The sequence below is a fragment of the Bradyrhizobium lablabi genome (genome assembly GCF_001440475.1).
GTDB lineage: Bacteria > Pseudomonadota > Alphaproteobacteria > Rhizobiales > Xanthobacteraceae > Bradyrhizobium > Bradyrhizobium lablabi.
The window spans coordinates 1-17,166 of record NZ_LLYB01000093.1 but is presented as its reverse complement, the minus strand read 5'-3'; the positions used below and the strand labels follow the sequence as shown (position 1 = coordinate 17,166).

General features: G+C 62.7%; 14 protein-coding genes and 2 pseudogenes. 12 read left to right on the top strand and 4 right to left on the bottom strand.

Translation table 11 applies throughout. The features are described from left to right. The first annotated feature begins 43 nt into the window (after window positions 1-43). The 3 genes from CQ14_RS26875 to CQ14_RS26865 all read left to right on the top strand — a co-directional run bounded on the left by CQ14_RS26875 (window position 44) and on the right by CQ14_RS26865 (window position 3,428). On the top strand, window positions 44-1,462 hold the full coding sequence (locus tag CQ14_RS26875) for a circularly permuted type 2 ATP-grasp protein (protein WP_057860847.1): 1,419 nt from the start codon (window positions 44-46) through the stop codon (window positions 1,460-1,462). 16 nt (window positions 1,463-1,478) lie between these two features. Beyond that, window positions 1,479-2,423 carry an alpha-E domain-containing protein gene (locus CQ14_RS26870; protein ID WP_057860846.1) on the top strand — a complete coding sequence of 315 codons (945 nt, stop codon included), beginning with the start codon at window positions 1,479-1,481 and terminating at the stop codon, window positions 2,421-2,423. Window positions 2,424-2,588: 165 nt separating this feature from the next. Beyond that, window positions 2,589-3,428: a transglutaminase family protein gene (locus tag CQ14_RS26865; RefSeq protein WP_057860845.1), complete on the top strand. Its 840-nt coding sequence runs from the start codon at window positions 2,589-2,591 to the stop codon at window positions 3,426-3,428. A 104-nt stretch (window positions 3,429-3,532) separates the two neighbouring features. On the opposite strand, the gene CQ14_RS26860 is transcribed toward CQ14_RS26865, so the two are convergent. Further along, window positions 3,533-5,146 (bottom strand): ABC transporter substrate-binding protein, encoded by a 1,614-nt coding sequence (locus CQ14_RS26860; protein ID WP_245320540.1) that lies wholly within the window; start codon window positions 5,144-5,146, stop codon window positions 3,533-3,535. Between the two features lie 71 nt (window positions 5,147-5,217). Between CQ14_RS26860 and CQ14_RS26855 the strand changes: the two genes are divergently transcribed. The 6 genes from CQ14_RS26855 (at window position 5,218) to CQ14_RS26830 (ending at window position 12,559) form a co-directional block, all read left to right on the top strand. Beyond that, window positions 5,218-6,030, top strand: coding sequence for a class I SAM-dependent methyltransferase (locus CQ14_RS26855; RefSeq protein WP_057860843.1), 813 nt, complete (start codon window positions 5,218-5,220; stop codon window positions 6,028-6,030). 185 nt (window positions 6,031-6,215) lie between these two features. Beyond that, on the top strand, window positions 6,216-6,974 hold the full coding sequence (locus tag CQ14_RS26850) for a proteasome-type protease (protein WP_057860842.1): 759 nt from the start codon (window positions 6,216-6,218) through the stop codon (window positions 6,972-6,974). 13 nt (window positions 6,975-6,987) lie between these two features. Further along, window positions 6,988-7,752: an SDR family oxidoreductase gene (locus CQ14_RS26845; RefSeq protein ID WP_057860841.1), complete on the top strand. Its 765-nt coding sequence runs from the start codon at window positions 6,988-6,990 to the stop codon at window positions 7,750-7,752. Window positions 7,753-8,288: 536 nt separating this feature from the next. After that, window positions 8,289-9,494: an HlyD family secretion protein gene (locus tag CQ14_RS26840; RefSeq protein ID WP_057860840.1), complete on the top strand. Its 1,206-nt coding sequence runs from the start codon at window positions 8,289-8,291 to the stop codon at window positions 9,492-9,494. Beyond that, window positions 9,494-11,464: a glycosyltransferase gene (locus tag CQ14_RS26835; RefSeq protein ID WP_057860839.1), complete on the top strand. Its 1,971-nt coding sequence runs from the start codon at window positions 9,494-9,496 to the stop codon at window positions 11,462-11,464. The genes CQ14_RS26840 and CQ14_RS26835 overlap by 1 nt, the downstream gene beginning before the upstream one ends. Window positions 11,465-11,473: 9 nt before the next feature. After that, window positions 11,474-12,559 carry a hypothetical protein gene (locus tag CQ14_RS26830; RefSeq protein ID WP_057860838.1) on the top strand — a complete coding sequence of 362 codons (1,086 nt, stop codon included), beginning with the start codon at window positions 11,474-11,476 and terminating at the stop codon, window positions 12,557-12,559. A 94-nt stretch (window positions 12,560-12,653) separates the two neighbouring features. On the opposite strand, the gene CQ14_RS26825 is transcribed toward CQ14_RS26830, so the two are convergent. Further along, window positions 12,654-13,877, bottom strand: coding sequence for an MFS transporter (locus CQ14_RS26825; protein WP_057860837.1), 1,224 nt, complete (start codon window positions 13,875-13,877; stop codon window positions 12,654-12,656). 107 nt (window positions 13,878-13,984) lie between these two features. On the opposite strand from CQ14_RS26825, the gene CQ14_RS26820 reads away from it, so the two are divergent. Beyond that, window positions 13,985-15,235, top strand: coding sequence for a NupC/NupG family nucleoside CNT transporter (locus CQ14_RS26820; protein WP_057860836.1), 1,251 nt, complete (start codon window positions 13,985-13,987; stop codon window positions 15,233-15,235). A gap of 118 nt (window positions 15,236-15,353) precedes the next feature. On the opposite strand, the gene CQ14_RS26815 is transcribed toward CQ14_RS26820, so the two are convergent. Together CQ14_RS26815 and CQ14_RS26810 are read right to left on the bottom strand one after the other, a co-directional pair. Beyond that, window positions 15,354-15,893, bottom strand: coding sequence for a cupin domain-containing protein (locus tag CQ14_RS26815; protein WP_057860835.1), 540 nt, complete (start codon window positions 15,891-15,893; stop codon window positions 15,354-15,356). Between the two features lie 150 nt (window positions 15,894-16,043). Continuing rightward, the gene (locus CQ14_RS26810; RefSeq protein ID WP_057833772.1) at window positions 16,044-16,331 is read right to left on the bottom strand and encodes an usg protein; all 288 of its coding nucleotides are present in this window, start codon (window positions 16,329-16,331) and stop codon (window positions 16,044-16,046) included. A 380-nt stretch (window positions 16,332-16,711) separates the two neighbouring features. On the opposite strand from CQ14_RS26810, the pseudogene CQ14_RS46820 reads away from it, so the two are divergent. Together CQ14_RS46820 and CQ14_RS46815 are read left to right on the top strand one after the other, a co-directional pair. Next, window positions 16,712-16,849 (top strand): annotated as a pseudogene (locus CQ14_RS46820) (co-chaperone GroES); the annotation flags it as partial. A gap of 1 nt (window position 16,850) precedes the next feature. Continuing rightward, window positions 16,851-17,025: pseudogene (locus CQ14_RS46815) on the top strand (co-chaperone GroES); the annotation flags it as partial. Between the last annotated feature and the right edge of the window lie 141 nt (window positions 17,026-17,166).

Sequence of the window (17,166 nt, the reverse complement as noted above, 5' to 3'; positions counted from 1 at the left end):
GTCATGCACTGTGCCGCATGGCTTCGAGAGATAGTCAGGATTTATGGCAGTTGCCTTCGACGAAATGAACGGGCCCGGCGGCGACCTCCGCCCCGCCTATCGGGAGCTCTCCCGCTGGCTGAAGGAGACGCCTCCGGACGCCCTGGAATATCGCCGTCAGGAGGCGGAACTCTTGTTCCGCCGGATCGGCATCACCTTCGCCGTCTATGGCGACGCCGAAGCCCAGGAGCGGCTGATCCCCTTCGACGTGATCCCGCGGATCATGTCGGGGAAGGAATGGACGGTGCTGGAAAAGGGCCTGAAGCAGCGGGTCCGCGCGCTCAACATGTTCCTGCGCGACATCTACCACGGCCGCGACATCCTGCGCGCCAACCTCATTCCCGACGACCTGATCTTCCAGAACCCGGTCTTCCGGCCCGAGATGAACGGCCAGAGCGTGCCGCACGACGTCTATGTGCACATCGCCGGGATCGACATCGTCCGGATCGACGCCGACAATTTCATCGTGCTGGAGGACAATGCGCGGACGCCGTCCGGCGTGTCCTACATGCTGGAAAACCGCGAAATCATGATGCGGCTGTTTCCGGACCTGTTCGCCCGCCACCGCGTCGCCCCGGTGGAGCGATATCCGGACGAACTGCTCTCGGCGCTGCGCTCGGTGGCGCCGCTCTCCGCCTCGGCGGAGCCGACGGTCGCGCTGATGACGCCCGGTGTCTACAACTCCGCCTATTACGAGCACTCCTTCCTGGCCGACAAGCTCGGTATCGAGCTGGTCGAAGGCCGCGACCTCATCGTCAAGAACGACGAGGTATTCATGCGGACCACCGAGGGGCTCAAACGCGTCGACGTGATCTACCGCCGCGTCGACGACGATTTCCTCGACCCCCTCACCTTCCGCCCGGATTCGGCGCTCGGCGTCCCCGGGCTGATGTCGGCCTATGCCGCCGGCAACGTCACCCTGGCGAACGCGGTCGGCACCGGCATTGCCGACGACAAGGCGATCTACTCCTACATGCCGGAGATCGTGAAATTCTATCTCGGCGAGGAGCCGATCCTGAAGAACGTGCCGACCTGGCGCTGCCGCGAGCCGAAAGACCTGTCCTACGTGCTCGACAATCTCGGTGACCTCGTGGTGAAGGAAGTCCACGGCTCCGGCGGCTACGGCATGCTGATCGGCCCTGCCGCGACCAAGGCGACGATCGAGGCGTTCCGCGACAAGCTCAAGCGCGAGCCTGAGGGTTTTATTGCCCAGCCGACGCTGGCGCTGTCGACCTGCCCGACCTGCACGGCCGCCGGCCTTGCGCCCCGCCATGTCGACTTGCGCCCGTTCGTGCTGACGGGCAGCAAGCACGTCACCATCGTTCCCGGTGGATTGACGCGGGTGGCGCTGAAGGAAGGCTCGCTGGTGGTGAATTCGAGCCAGGGCGGCGGCACCAAGGACACCTGGATACTGGACGAATAGAGAGCGAAATTCACGTATGCTGTCGCGCACCGCCGAAAACCTGTACTGGCTGGCCCGCTATGTCGAGCGCGCCGAATATATCGCGCGCACCATCGACGCGACGCTGCGCGTCACTGCCCTTCCCGCCGCCTATATCGGCAAGACCAACGAGTGGGAATCGGCGCTGCTGACCGCCGGTGTCAGCACCAGCTTCTACGAGACCTATCAGGAGGCGACCGAGCAGAACGTCGTCGAGTATCTGGCGTTCTCGCCGGCCAATCCCTCCTCGATCAAGAACTGCATCGAGGCGGCCCGGCTCAATTCGCGCTCGGTGCGCACGGCGCTCACCAGCGAGATGTGGGACACCATTAACTCGGCCTGGATCGAATTACAGGAAGTCTGGGGCAAGGGCACTTCCAGCCGCGAGGAACTGGCGCGTTTTCTCCGCTTCGTGCAGGAGACCTCGCTGCGGTTCGACGGCTCGGCCTACCGGACCATGCTGCGCAACGACGCCTACTGGTTCTCGCGGCTCGGGCTGCATCTGGAGCGCGCCGACAACACCGCCCGGATTCTCGACGTGAAATATCACGTGCTGCTGCCCGAGGAGGAACATGTCGGCGGCCCCCTCGACTACTACCAGTGGACCTCCATCCTGCGTTCGGTATCCGCGCTGACCGCCTATCACTGGGTCTATCGCGAGACGCTGAAACCGTGGCTGATCGCCGACCTGCTGATCCTCAACGATACGCTGCCGCGCTCGCTGGCGAGCTGCTACAGCAATCTGGTGCGCAACCTCGACCAGATTGGCGTCGCCTACGGCCGCCAGGGCGCCTCCCAGCGTCACGCCCGCGGGGTGCGAAACCGGCTTGAACACAGCCATATGGACGATATCTTCCAGCACGGCGTCCATGAATTCATCCAGGAATTCATCGCGGACAATTCCAGGCTGGGTGAGATCATCACAAAGCAGTATTTGATTTAGAGATTTCGGACGAACGCAACCAAACGCCGTCATGGCCGGGCTTGTCCCGGCCATCCACGTCTTGCTATGCCAACCGAAAGACGTGGATGCCGGGGCATCTAGCGCGAAGACGCGCTTCGCGCTACTGCCCGGGCATGACGATCCCAAACATCGACCGGATCCACCATGCGCCTGCGAATTGCCCATACCACGAGCTATCGCTACGAGCCGCCTGCCTCGGGCGTGATCCAGATCCTGCGCATGACGCCCGGCAGCCATGACGGGCAGTATGTCGCCGAATGGCAGATCGACGTCTCGACCGATTCCCGGCTCGACACGCATCAGGACGCGTTCGGCAACGTCACGCATGTGCTCACCCACGGGCCGATCGCCGACCTCACCATCCATGTCGAAGGGCTGATCGAGACCCACGACACCGGCGGTGTGCTGCGCGGTACCGACGAGCGCTTTCCGCCGAGCCTGTTCCTGCGCTCGACCGCGCTGACCGAAGTCAACCCGGCGATGGCGACGTTCGCCCGCGAGATGCGCTCAGAGTCCGACGGCGACGTGCTCGGCTTCCTGCATGCGCTGATGGTGCAGATCAACGAACACATGATCTTCGACGAAGACCCGACCAACTCGGGCACCTCGGCGGCGGAAGCCTTCGCCCTCAAGCGCGGCGTCTGCCAGGACTACGCGCACATCTTCATCGCCTGCGCCCGCTCCGGCGGCGTTCCGGCGCGTTTCGTCTCCGGACATTTCCTGCGCTCCGACGGCACCACTCAGCAGCAGGCCGGCCACGCCTGGGCGGAAGCCTACGTGCCTGATCTCGGCTGGGTCGGGTTCGATGCCGCCAACGGCATCTGTACCACCGACGCCCACGCCCGCGTCGCCATCGGGCTCGACTATCTCGGCGCCGCCCCCGTGCGCGGCACCCGCTATGGCGGCGGCGCGGAGACGCTGACGGTGGCCGTCAAGGTCGAACAGGCCGGGCGGCCCGGCCAGTGGCAGAGCCAGTCGCAGTAGCATTCAGCCGTCATTACGAGCGAAGCGAAGCAATCCACGCTTCAACGCGGGGATAGATGGATTGCTTCGTCGCTTTGTTCCTCGCAATGACGGCCCTTCGGCCGTCACTTGTCCAGCCAGACTTCCTCGAACCGCAGATTGTTGTACTGGCTGTTGTCGTGCGGCTTGAAATTCTTCACGTAGGGCTGCCAGCAATTGGCGGCCGATGAGTGCAGGATGATCGGCCGCGCCGCGTCCTCGACCAGGAGCCGCTCGATCTCCCACACCATCTTCTTGCGCTTGTCCCGGTCGAGCTCGCTTGATTGCGCGACCAGCAAACGATCGACCTCGGCGTTGCAGTACTGGGTGTAGTTGCGCTCCGACTTGCAGGAATAGTTCTCGACGATATTGCCGTCGGGATCGTCGACGCTGACGCCGGTGACGTTCAGCCCGATCGTGTAATCCTTCTTCGCCAGCCGCGCGTACCAGCGTGGGGTGTCGAGAATATCGAGTTCACTCGTGATGTAGACCTTCTTGAGCTGGTCCGTCAGGATCACGGCGGGATCGCGATAGGTCGGCAGGTTCCTGGTCTGGATCTTGATCTGCAGCGGCTTTGCGTCGCTATAGCCGAGTTTCTGCATGATCGCCTGCGCCTCGGCGATGTTCTTCTCGGCATTCGGCCCGTAGCCGGTCAGCGACGACACCATGTCCTCCGGCATGCCCCACTCGCCCTCGGGCTTGGCCAGCATGGCCCCGCCCATCCGCGCCAGCCCCTCCATCAGGATGGTGTTGAAGGGTTTGCGGTCCAGCGCCAGCGACATGGCTTTACGAATATCCGCATTGTCGAACGGCGGGTTGACGCGGTTGACCATCAGATTGATCTGCGTTCCCGTGGTCGTCATCTCGCAGATCGCGTTCGGTGCGCGCGCCTTCACGTCCTTCATCAGGGGAACGCTGACGTCGGAGGGAAAGGTGATGTCGTATTCGCCGGTGGCAAAGGCCAGCATCCGCGTCGCGCGGCTGTCGATCATCCGGAACGTGATCTCGTCGAGATAGGGACGGTCCTTCTTCCAGTACTCGGGATTGCGCACCAGGCGAACCGACTCGCCGCGCTTGAACTCGACGAACTTGAACGGCCCGGTGCCGATCGGCTTGGTCCGCATCACCTGCTGCGACACATGGCAGGGATAGACCGGCGAAAACGCGCTCGCCAGCAGCACCGGCAGGCTCGGCTGCGGCTCGCTCAACTCGAACGTCGCCTCATGATCGCCGTTGATCGAGACGTCCTGCAGCTTGGTGTACCAGACCTTGCGCGGATTGCGCTTGAAGTCCTGGGTCTCGGTCTTGCCGATCAGCATCCGCCAGGTGCATTGCACGTCCTTGGCCGTGAACGGCTGGCCGTCGTGCCATTTCACGCCCTGCCGGAGCTTGAACGTCAGCTTGGTGTTGGTTGAATCCCACGCCCAGCTTTCGGCCAGATCCGGAATGACGGTATCGATGCTCTCATGCGCATTGGCCGGATCGAACACCACGAGATTGTTGAAGATCGCCGCGAACGGCGTCACCGATGCAATCGTCGCTTCCTCGTGCAGCGAGGTCGAGGGCGGATTGTCATTGTGATAGAGCCGGAGCGTGCCGCCCTTTTTCTGCGCCAAGGCGGGGCTTGCGGCAATCAGTGCAATGCAAAAAAACGACGCCAACGCGGCGTATGACTTGCCCGGCAATTCTCTGACGCGCACTGCGGCCTCCCCATGTATTTTCTTTTTCATTAGAATGACGAGAGATCGAAGCGTAACGCAGAGGACAGGCCATGTCAGCAGGCGACAAGATCTTCGCAGGCTCGATCCCGGAAAACTATGACCGCTACATGGTTCCCTTGATCTTCGCGAGTTACGCCCGGGATATCTCGCAAAAGGCCGCCGCGCTTTCGCCCAAAGCCGTGCTGGAGACGGCCGCCGGCAGCGGCGTGGTGACGCGCGCGCTGGCGCCCGGACTTTCATCCGATGCCCGTTACGTCGTGACCGACCTCAATCAACCGATGCTCGATTATGCCGCCACGCGGCAAAATCAGGACGTTCGCATCAGCTGGCGCAAGGCGGATGCACAGGCACTGCCGTTCGAGGATGCCGCCTTCGACCTCGTTTGCTGCCAGTTTGGCGTGATGTTCTTTCCCGACCGACCGTCCGCCTATCGCGAGGCCAGACGCGTGCTCAAGCCGGGTGGATGTTTCCTGTTCAACGCATGGGACCGCATCGAGGAGAACGTGTTCGCGGACGACGTGACCAACGCGCTCGCGGAATTCTTTCCAAACGATCCGCCGCGCTTTCTGGCGCGCACGCCGCACGGCTATCACGATACCGCGCTGATCCGGAGCGACCTGGCGAAGGCGGGCTTTTCGAACGTCACGATCGAAACCAGGGCGGAGGAGAGCCGCGCGCCCTCGCCCCGTTACCCAGCAGTCGCCTATTGCCAGGGAACACCGCTACGCAACGAGATCGAATTCCGGGGTGCCGACAAGCTCGAGGCCGCCACTGACCGCGCCGCGGCCGCCATCGCGCGCAAGCATGGTAACGGTGAGGTTGCCGCCAAAATCCAGGCGCATGTCGTTCTGGCGCGGGCTTGATCCCGGTTTGAGCTCCGGGATGGGTCCAGGCGGCGGTTAGCCCCGGGCATGAGCCGCCACGTCGCCCAGCAGGGCGGGTTCTGGCCGCCGGTTGCATGCCGCGCCGCGGGAATTGGGGTTGGATGGCCCCTCGAAATTGGCTACTAGTTTGGCCGCCGAAAAACGGACGCGTTCGGGGACTTTGAATGACCTATTGCTGCGGAATTCTGGTGCGGGACGGCCTCGTCATGATCGCGGATACCCGCACCAATGCCGGCCTCGACAACGTCTCGACCTTCCGCAAGCTGCATATCTTCTCAAAACCCGGCGAGCGCATCATGGCGATTGCCAGCGCCGGCAATCTGGCGATCAGCCAGTCGGTGCTGTCGACGCTGACCGAGGGCATCGAGGACCCCAACACCGGCGAGGTCGAGACGCTGATGAACGCGCCGACCATGTTCCAGGCAGCCCAGCGCATCGGGCGGGCGATCCGCATGGTCCATGCCACCGAAGGCCCGGCGCTGCGATCCGAAGACGTCTCCTTCGACGTCTCCTTCCTGTTCGGCGGGCAGATCAAGGGCTCGCGGATGCGGCTGTTCATGGTCTACACCGCCGGCAATTTCATCGAATGCACCACCGACACGCCCTATTTGCAGATCGGCGAGCACAAATACGGCAAGCCGGTGCTCGACCGCGCGATGCATTACGACGTCGAGCTCTATGAGGCGCTGAAGACCGGGCTGATCTCGATGGATTCGACCATGCGGTCCAATCTCGGAGTCGGCCTGCCGATCGACGTCTTGGTGGTGCGTGCGGATGCCTGTGAGGCCGACCTCAACCACCGCATCGAGGCCGGCGAGCCCTATTTCCACGACCTTCGCTCGCGCTGGTCGGCGGCGCTGCGCGCGGCACATCAGAATATTCCAAGACCACCCTACAAATCCGAAACAGAAGCAAAGAAGTAAAGGCGAGGAAACAATGGCCGACGCAACCAACAAGATCGCGCTCGTTACCGGTGCAGGCACCGGCGTCGGACGCGCCGCATCGCTGGCGCTGATGAATGCCGGCTACACCGTGGTGCTGGCCGGGCGCCGCATGGAGATGCTGGAGGAGACCAAGAAGCTCGGCGACAATGTCGGCAAGAGCATGTGCGTTTCCGCCGACATGACCAAGCCGGATTCGATCGCCGCCCTGTTCGCCAAGGTGAAGGACACCTATGGCCGGCTCGACGTGCTCTTCAACAATGCCGGCATGGGCGCGCCGCCGGTCAATTTCGAGGACCTCAGCCTCGAGCAGTGGCAGGCGGTGGTGAACACCAACCTCACCGGCCCGTTCCTGTGCACGCAGCACGCCTTCCGCATCATGAAGGACCAGAACCCGCGCGGCGGCCGCATCATCAACAATGGCTCGATTTCGGCGCATGCGCCGCGGCCGTTCTCCTCGGCCTACACCTCGACCAAGCACGCGATCACCGGCCTGACCAAGGCCTCCAACCTCGACGGCCGCATGTACGACATTGCAGTGGGCCAGGTCGACATCGGCAATGCCGCGACGCCAATGACCGATCGCATGGTCGCCGGACCCGGCGTGATGCAGCCCGACGGCACGATGAAACACGAGCCGCGCATGGACGCGAAGGCCGTCGGCGACGCGGTCGCCTACATGGCCGGCCTGCCGCTCGATGCCAACGTGCTGTTCATGACGGTCATGGCGACCAAGATGCCGTTCGTGGGACGGGGCTAGATTTTTCGGCGAACTCCCCTTTCAGATCTCATGGGTGAGGAGCCGCCACTTGGCGCCGCCTCGAACCATGCGGCCCCGCGGGTAGCCTCATCCTTGAGACGCGCGTTCCGCGCTTCTCAAGGTGAAAATTGCCTCGCCCTATTCCAGCTTCCCCAGCGACGGACGCATTCGTCCGGTGTCGACAGCTGCACCAGGAAAGCGGATCACGACGCTGGATCGTAGCGGCGTCCGAGCGTTGCTCCCGTGATATCCGCGTGGCTGGTTCGCATCGAAATGATCAAGGGAGGTCCGCCCTGCGATCTCTCGCACCAATTGCATTTGCACTGCTGTTCCCGTAGTCGTCCGGATGGATTCCGGTAATCGTCCGGATGGATCGAGAATCAGCCTTCGAGTACGACAAAGCCATCGCTGGACTACTCCTATCGAGTCTCGGTCCGCATCAACTCTCGCCTGCTACATCAGGACCGTTCCGTCGCATAGCATCGGCCGGACGACGTTGAAGGCTTAACAAGCTGCAGTGCAGCTCGCGGTCGCCCATGAAACTCGCACGCCTGATCATCGGTTTGATCTTCTTCGCCGGCGGACTTTACGTCCTGGTCGGCGAGCACTTTGCCGGAACATCGGAAGACGCGACGGTCAATGCGCGACTTTACGTCGTCCGCGCCCCGATCGAAGGCAAAGTAGCGCTCGCGGCGCGGAGCGTTGGGTCGCGCGTCAATGCCGGCGAACTCGTGGCGCGTGTTACCGATGAAAGGTTCGACACCGCCCGCCTTCTCGAGCTCGAGCGCGATCGCGACGCCCAGCAGATCGAGCTGCAGCGCATCGCGGCGCAGAGGGTCGCCTTGTCGCAGTCAAGAGCCGGCTTCGAGACGCAGTCTGCAGACTACCGACGCGGCCGAATCCGGCAGATCGAGGTGCGAATAGCGGAGGCGAAGGCGGCACAGGATGCCGCAGGCGCGCGGCTGCGCGAGGCAGACGCCGAATTCAACCGCGCCAGCGAGTTGAGCAATCGCGGCGTACAGACCGCGGCGAATCTGGGTCGGGCTCGTGCGGCGTTCGATGTCGCGCAGCAAGACCTGCAGGGAACAAGGGAGCGGGGCAAATATTTCGAGACCGAACTTGCCGCAGCCCACACCGGAGTATTCATCGGCGAGTCCTACAACGACGCACCGTTCTCTGCGCAACGTATCCATGAAATCGACCTGCGACTGGCCGAACTCTCCGTCGACGAGGAACGAGTCAAAGCCCGCGTGCTCCAGTCCGGTCGACAGATCGACGCCGAGCGTCTTCGCGTCAACCGCTTGACGTCTGCTGCCCTCAGCGCCCGCGTCCCAGGCGTGATTTGGGATTTCCTGGTGGACGATGGCGAGCATGCACGTCGAGGCCAGGATCTCGTCAAGCTCGTCGACTGCAACAGCATGGTCGTGACGGCGGGCGTTTCCGAGGCTCTTTACGCCAGCCTGTCGGTCGGGGCACCGGTGCAGTTTCGATTGTTCGGGGACGATCGGATTTTTGACGGAACGGTTACCCGGCTCGGCGGATCGGGGGCATCGTCGCTTTATCAAAATCTCGCCGTGGGTCCCAGCCCTCAGCATATGCAGCGCTTCGACGTCACGGTGACGGTGCCCGAACTCGCACGACAGCCGGATCTCGGCTGCGCGATCGGCCGGACCGGCCGCGTGATCTTTTCAGCCGGCCACGTCGCTACCATCCGGAAGTTTCTCACACGCTACGGCCTTTGATGCTTCTGCTCTCCCCACTTCTGGCGGCCTTTGCCGGATCCGCTGTTATCGTCGGGCTGCGCCTGATCGTGCTGCCGCTGCTCAACCCAGGCCGATGGTACTGGCGCGCCCTTCTGCTCGGGGGGGCGACCGTTTTGTCGTGGCGCTACGTGGCCTGGCGGTTCACCGAGACTCTCGCGCCACTCGGTTGGACGAGCGATGCCATCGTCAGCTGGGGGTTTGCGACGCTCGAGGCGCTGACGGTGCTGTCTTCGTCCATCGCCTTTTTCATCCTCTTTCGGGTGCGGGAGCGCACGACGGAAGCGAACCAGCATGCCGGATGGTGGTTGCCTGGCGAGACGCCGCGTGTCGATATCTTCATCACGACGTTTAACGAGCCGCCGGAAGTGCTCGAACGGACGATTGTCGGCGCAAAGGCCGTCCAATTTCCCCGCTATCGCGTTTTCGTGCTCGACGATGGCCGCAGGGATTGGCTGCGGCGCGCCTGCGAGCAGCACGGCGTGGGATACATCGTCCGTTCCGATAATGCGCATGCGAAGGCCGGAAACATCAATCACGCGCTTGCCGAACGCGCTCGGGATCCGGACCGCCCGGATTTTATCGCCGTGCTCGATGCCGACTTTGTTCCGCACGTCGACTTTATCGAGCGGGCGCTGGCGTTGTTTCACGACCCAAGCGTCGGGCTTGTTCAAACACCTCAGCACTACTTCAACGCCGATCCAATCCAGCACAACCTCGGCATAAGCTCCGCATATCCGGATGAGCAGCGCCACTTCTTCGACAATGTCGAACCGGCGCGTGATGCCTGGGGAATCGCGATTTGCTGCGGCACCTCCTCCGTGGTGAGATTTCGGGCGGTTGAGCAGATTGGCTGGCTTCCGACGGAAAGCGTGACCGAGGATTTCCTGCTCACATTGAAGCTTGCGGAAAGCGGATGGCGGACGGTGTACCTGAACGAGCCTCTGACCGAGGGTTTGGCGCCGGAGGGCCTCAAGGAATATATCGCCCAGCGCAGCCGCTGGTGCCTTGGCCTCACGCAGATTGTGCGCGGCTCGTACAATCCGATCGGCTCTCATCGATTGAGCCTGATATACCGGATCGGCATACTGGACTCATTGCTCTATTGGATCAGTACCTTTCCGTTCCGAATTGCCAGCCTGATCTGTCCCCTGCTGTATTGGTGGTTCGGCATCACGGTCGTGAACGCATCGCTTGCCGACATCGTCAGCTATTACCTGCCGTATTATTTGGCGGTCCTGGTAACCTTGAACTGGCTTTCCAAGGGACTGTTCATTCCGATCCTCAACGACACGGCGCAGTTGATCGCCGCCTGGCCGGTCTGCCGGGCTCTGACGCTGGGCCTTTTGACGAAGGGTCCCCACAAGTTTTCGGTGACGGCCAAGGGCGGCAACCGGACAAAAGTCGTCGTCCAATGGTCGTTGATGCGACCATTCCTGATCCTCCTGGGGTTGACCGTCGGCGGCCTGGTCGTGCCGCTCAACTCCGATTTCATCTTCAATACTTCGTCGACAGCCGCTGACGGTCTTGCCGTCGTCATGTTCTGGACGGTCTACAACATCCTGGTCCTGCTCGTGGCCACCGCCGTCTGCATCGAACGTCCCCGATATAATCGGCCGCAGCGCCAGGTGCCCGAACCCACCGCTCTGACCGTCGGAGGCGAGAAGCAGCGTGGCTGGCTCATCAATCTCGGTCCGGAAGGCGGACGAGTTAGCGGTCCAGTTGGTCTATCGTTGGGGACGACGGGGTTATTGACGATCCCTGGGATCGGCGACGTTGAGGCATTCGTCCTTGCGCCAACACGTGATGGCTATCGGCTGAGGTTCTCGTCCACCACGACGCAGCGTGCCCAGATCATCGAGAAGCTTCACACGGCTCGCGCCATTCCCGGATCCGATCGGGCAGATATTGTCCGCATGATCCGCGAACTGGCTCGGGCTTTGACCCATTAAGGAGGCGTCATGGCAGGCAGGCGGCTGAGCCTTCGTACGCTGGTGTTCTTCGGCGGCGCCATGCTCATGCTGGTGCTCGCCGTTGTGACTGCGGTGCTCTATACCGCTGCCCTGCAGCGGCGCGCCGAGGAACTGCGGGTTGAGAAGCTGACGACGCGCGGCGAATTGAGCGCCAACCTGCTGGCGCGGCGCCTCCACGGAGTGTGGATGGATGTCGCACGGCTTGCCACCCTGATCGATTCGACCAACCCGGCAAGTGCCCGCGAGCAAATCCAGTTCATGAGCCGGCTCGACACTCGCTATTCCTGGCTCGGCGTCTCCAATCTCGAGGGAAAAGTGCTGGCGGCCACGGACGGAACGCTGGAGGGCGAACGCGTCGAACAAGAGCCGTGGTTCAGGCAAGGCCTGGATGTAACGGCGGCCATCGATGGCAATGGAGCGCATGATCCCGCGCACCTGCCACCGGCGTCGATGGAATCCAGTCGTTCCATCGATCTTGCCGCGCCGGTGCAGCACGCCGGTTCCGTCACCGGCGTCGTTGGTGCGCAGCTGAACTGGAATTGGGTGCTGGAGGGCATGGCAGATTTGCAGGCGCCCGGCATCGAGCCGGTTCTGCTTTCACGTGATCGGCTAGTCCTGTTCGGACCACCCGATCTCGTCAACAAGCCGCTCAACATCGGCTCCGCGCTGGCGGCCGATCGGGTCAATTCCTCGTCTCTGAGAGAGCGCTGGCCTGATGGCAAAGACTACTTCACCGTGACCGTTCCAATGATCGGCTTGGCGGATCTTCCGAACCTCGGCTGGTCGCTCTTGATTCGCCAGAACGCGGATGACGCGATGGCACCGACGCGCGAGTTGATCAGATCGTTCTGGGTCATGCTCGGAACCGGTGCCCTCACCGCCCTGGCGCTGCTCTATCTCGCGGCGCAATGGCTGAGGACTCCGCTGCGCCGGCTTTCTGAAGCAGCCGAGGCTATCGTGCGTGATCCAGCATCGAGGGCGCCTTACGCGGAAACGCGGTTTGAGGAAGCTGCGAGGCTGAGCAACGCCCTGGCTCGGATGCAGTCGAAGCTGATGGACCGGTCCACTTCTTGATTGGCGCACGGCGTTGGTGCGCGCGAAGATTACTGCAGGCGGAAAACTGCTGTGCAAGCAACCGGGTTTCTCGGGATGAGGATCACTCCTCTCCCTACTCCAGCCGCTCCACCTTCCGCAGCGTCGGAAACAGCTTCATCCAGAGCAGTGCAATCGCGATGGTGCCGATGCCGCCGATGACGGCGGCCGGCACGGTGCCAAACAGCGCCGCCGTGACGCCGCTTTCGAACTGGCCGAGCTGGTTGGAGGCATTGATGAACAGGAAATTCACCGCGCCGACACGACCACGCATCTCGTCGGGCGTCGCGAGTTGCACCAGCGAGAAGCGGATCACCACGCTGATCGTGTCGGCGGCGCCCAACATCGCCAGCGCCAGCACCGAAAGCCACATCCATTGCGACAGTGCGAACACGATGGTCGCCGCGCCGAACACGATGACGGCCTGGAACATCCGCAATCCGACATGGCGGTTGATGGTGTGACGCGCCAGATAGGCGGTCATGAACAGCGCGCCGACCGCGGGCGCGGCGCGCAGGATGCCGAGCCCGAGCGGACCGGTCTGCAGAATATCGCGGGCATAGATCGGCAACAGCGCCGTGACGCCGCCAAGCAGCACCGCGAACAGATCGAGCGAGATGGTGCCGAGGATAGCTGGGTTGTTGCGGATGAAGCGAACACCGGCATACACATCGTCTGCAACCGCCGCCTCAGTCGAAACCTCCTGCTTCTCCGTGCGGATGAAGCCGGTGAGAACCGCGCCCGCCAGCCAGAAGATGACGATGACGAGATACGGCAGGCTCGGCGCGAAGACATAGGCGAGACCGCCGAGCGCCGGGCCGGTGATGGTCGCGACCTGGGCGGCGCCGGATGAGATCGCCGTCGCGCGCTGCAGCGAGCCTCTGGGCGCGATCAGCGGCAGCAACGCCGCCGTCGCCGGGCTCTCGAACGCGCCGGCAATCCCGATCACGAAGGTGGCAATGAATATCTGTACGTCGTTGAGCCAGCCGGCAAAGGTCGAGATCGCCAGGAACAACGCGGTCGCCGCCTCCGCGAGCTGGCAAAGCTGCACCACCCGCCTGCGCTCGAACCGGTCGGCGGCGTGGCCGGCCACGAAAACCAGAAGCGCCGTCGGCAGGAATTGCACCAGCCCGACCATGCCGAGCTGGAAGGCGCTGCCGGTGAGGTCGTAGATCTGCCAGCCGATCGCGACCGCGGCGATCTGGCTGGCAAAACGCGACAGGCTGCGGGACAGCAGGAAATAGAGGAACGGGGCGTGCCTGAGCAGATCGCGGGCGCCCATCGGCATCGTCGATGACATGGCAGACGGGTGGCCGAGGGCGACGCGGATGTCAACGGGCAGGCCCGCAACACGGCATTGCGCGGCCGTGCGGCGCTGGCATAATCCCTGGGGGTTTTGGGGGATTCATGCTGCAACTGCAATCGGCGTTTGGCGTGCTGGCATTGCTGGCGATCGCATGGGCGCTTGGCGAGAACCGCCGCGCGGTTTCGATCCGGCAAATTTTGGTTGGCCTGGCAGCCACCGTTGGCACGGCGCTGGTATTGCTCAAGCTGCCTCCGGTGGCCAAAGCGTTCGGCGCCATCAACGACGCCGTCAACACGATCTCGGCGGCCACCCGCGCCGGCACTTCCTTCGTGTTCGGCTATGTCGGCGGCGGCGCGCTGCCGTTCGACCTCAAGGCGCCGGGCGCGGACTTCGTCCTGGCCTTTCAGGCGCTGCCGATCGTGCTCGTCATGAGCGTATTGACGACGCTGCTGTTTTACTGGCGCGTGCTCCCGCCGATCGTGCGCGGCATGGCGTGGCTATTGGAGCGCACGCTCGGCGTCGGCGGCGCGGTCGGGCTGTCGACCGCAGCCAATATCTTTCTCGGCATGGTCGAGGCGCCGCTGTTCATCCGCCCCTATCTGGCCCAGCTGACGCGCAGCGAGTTGTTCCTGGTGATGACCGGCGGCATGGCGGGCATCGCCGGCACCGTGCTGGTGCTCTACGCCACCTTCCTAGCGCCGTTGATCCCGGATGCGGCGGCGCATTTTGTCATCGCATCGGTGCTTGGTGCGCCGGCCGCGATCCTCATCAGCCTGATCATGGTGCCGGAGACGTCGGACAAGCGCACCGGGGGATCATTGGAAGATCCGGACATGCAGGTCTCGAGCACCATGGATGCGATCGTCAAGGGCACCACGGCAGGGCTCGAGCTGTTGCTCAACATCGTCGCCATGCTGCTGGTGCTGGTGGCGCTGGTCTATCTCGTCAATGCGATTTTGGGACTGTTGCCCGAGATCGGCGGCGCCAAGATCTCGCTGCAGCGGCTGCTCGGCTACGTGATGGCGCCCGTGTGCTGGCTGATGGGCCTGCCCTGGCCGCAGGCCGTCACGGCCGGCAGCCTGATGGGCATCAAGACCATCCTCAACGAATTGATCGCCTATGTCGAACTGTCGAAGCTCGGCGCTGATGCGCTGGATCCGCGCTCGCGGCTGATCATGCTCTATGCGATGTGCGGCTTCGCCAACTTCGCCAGCCTCGGCATCATGATCGGCGGCCTCGGCACCATGGCGCCGGAGCGGCGCGAGGAGATCAATGCGCTCGGGTTGAAGTCGATCGTATCAGGGACGCTGGCGACGTGCTTGATGGGCGCGGTGGTGGGGGTGTTGACGTAGGCCGTAAATCCGTAGCCCGGATGGAGCGAAGCGCAATCCGGGATCAGTTTGTCAGCTTCGAGACTGGCCCATCGGGCGCGCATTCGCGCGACCCGTTGGCTCCATCCGGGCTGCAGGATCAGCCCGCCAATTCCACCGTCTTGAAATCCGCCGGCAAAATCACTTCCAGCAGTTCGACGTCGTCGGAATAATCCATAATCAGATGCTTGATGCGCGGCGGCTGGGTCCAGGCGCTGCCTTCCCTCATCAGCGTTTCGCCCTGCCCTTCCATGTAGGTCTTCACCCAGCCCTTGAGCACATAGACCATCTGGAATTCGACGTCGTGGTAATGCAGCTTTGAAACTTCCGCCGGATTGCAGGGCCCCTGCAAGCGGATGACATGCGCCTGCGCCAGGCCGTGGGTGGCATCCTTGATGCCGAGGTCGCGGTACTTTGCGTAAGTGCGCAGGCCGTCGGCCTTGAAATCCTCTTCGCGGTGATGGCTGATGGCGATGGTCTGCTTCGGCCGCGCCTTGCTGGCCGGCTTGGCCTTCGACACGCGTCCCTTGGATTTGAGGGCCTTGCGGGCTCGGGATTTGGGGGCCGTCTTGTGACCCGACCATTTCTTCTTTACGGCAGGCTGCGCCGCCGGTCGTGACGTCACTTTCTTTTTGGCCATGGGAGCCTCCCTTTTTTGTTTGTGCAGAGAGGCTAACACGAATTCAATTTTGTAGGGTGGGCAAAGGCGCTTGCGCCGTGCCCACCATCTAACATTCCGCTCGCGATGGCGGGCACGCTTCGCTCTGCCCACCCTACGGCTTCAGCGCAATCAATGCAGCCTGAACACGCCATCCACCGCGCGCAGCTCGGCCGGCTTGATCAGCCTGGAATGTGCAACCGTCACGGAAAACAGCGGGCCATCGAGCTTTTCCTGCCAGAAGGCGAGGAAATCCTTCAGCGCGGGGAATTTCGGAAACAAATCGTAATTCTGCCAGACATAGGTCTGTAACAATGAGGGGTGATCCGGCATCCGATACAGAATTTGCGCCGTCGTCAGCCCGTAACCCAGCACCTGCTTCCGGAAGTCGTCGGAAGCAACTCCAACCCGCGACACCATGCCAAACCTCCATTGCTGGAAGCGCATTCACGTGGTGGCCACACACCGAGCCACCCCGGCGGAGATGCGCTCACATCTGAGAAATGTGACGACGCGCCCCTCCCATCACAAGCCTAAATGTTTAATGATCTGTTGAAAATTCACGCGTTAGCAGCAGCTTACCGCACGTGCTAATACGGGGTCCCGGAGTCGGGCCGCCCCGGTTAATCATGATTAATGAAATTGGCAGGCGTCATATTTGAGTGCCAATTTTTCTGCTAGAAGCCCTTGTCCCCCGCAGAATACTGGCCTAAATCAGCCGCAGCCGAGTTAGCACTCGCCGGCTCGGACTGCCAAAATTCCCAATTCTGGTAACATCTTCAGAAACTTAGGAGGACTGCATGAAATTCCGTCCGCTTCACGACCGCGTCGTGGTCAAGCGTATCGACGCCGAAGAGAAGACCGCTGGCGGCATCATCATTCCGGACAGTGCCAAGGAAAAGCCCTCCCAGGGCGAAGTCGTTGCCGTCGGCCCGGGTNCCGTGACGAAGCCGGCAAGCTCATCCCGATCGACCTCAAGGTCGGCGACCGCGTCCTGTTCGGCAAGTGGTCGGGCACCGAGGTCAAGATCGACGGTGAGGATCTCCTGATCATGAAGGAGTCCGACGTCATGGGCGTGCTCGACGTCCCCGCCTCGAAGAAGAAGGCCGCCTAAGCCCTTCGCCTGCCACGCTCACCCTGAGGAGCGCCCGCAAGGCGCCTCCCCGACAGGGTGAGAAACAAAGATCAACTCAGGGAAACCAAATATGTCAGCCAAAGAAGTCAAATTCGGCGTTGATGCCCGCGACCGCATGCT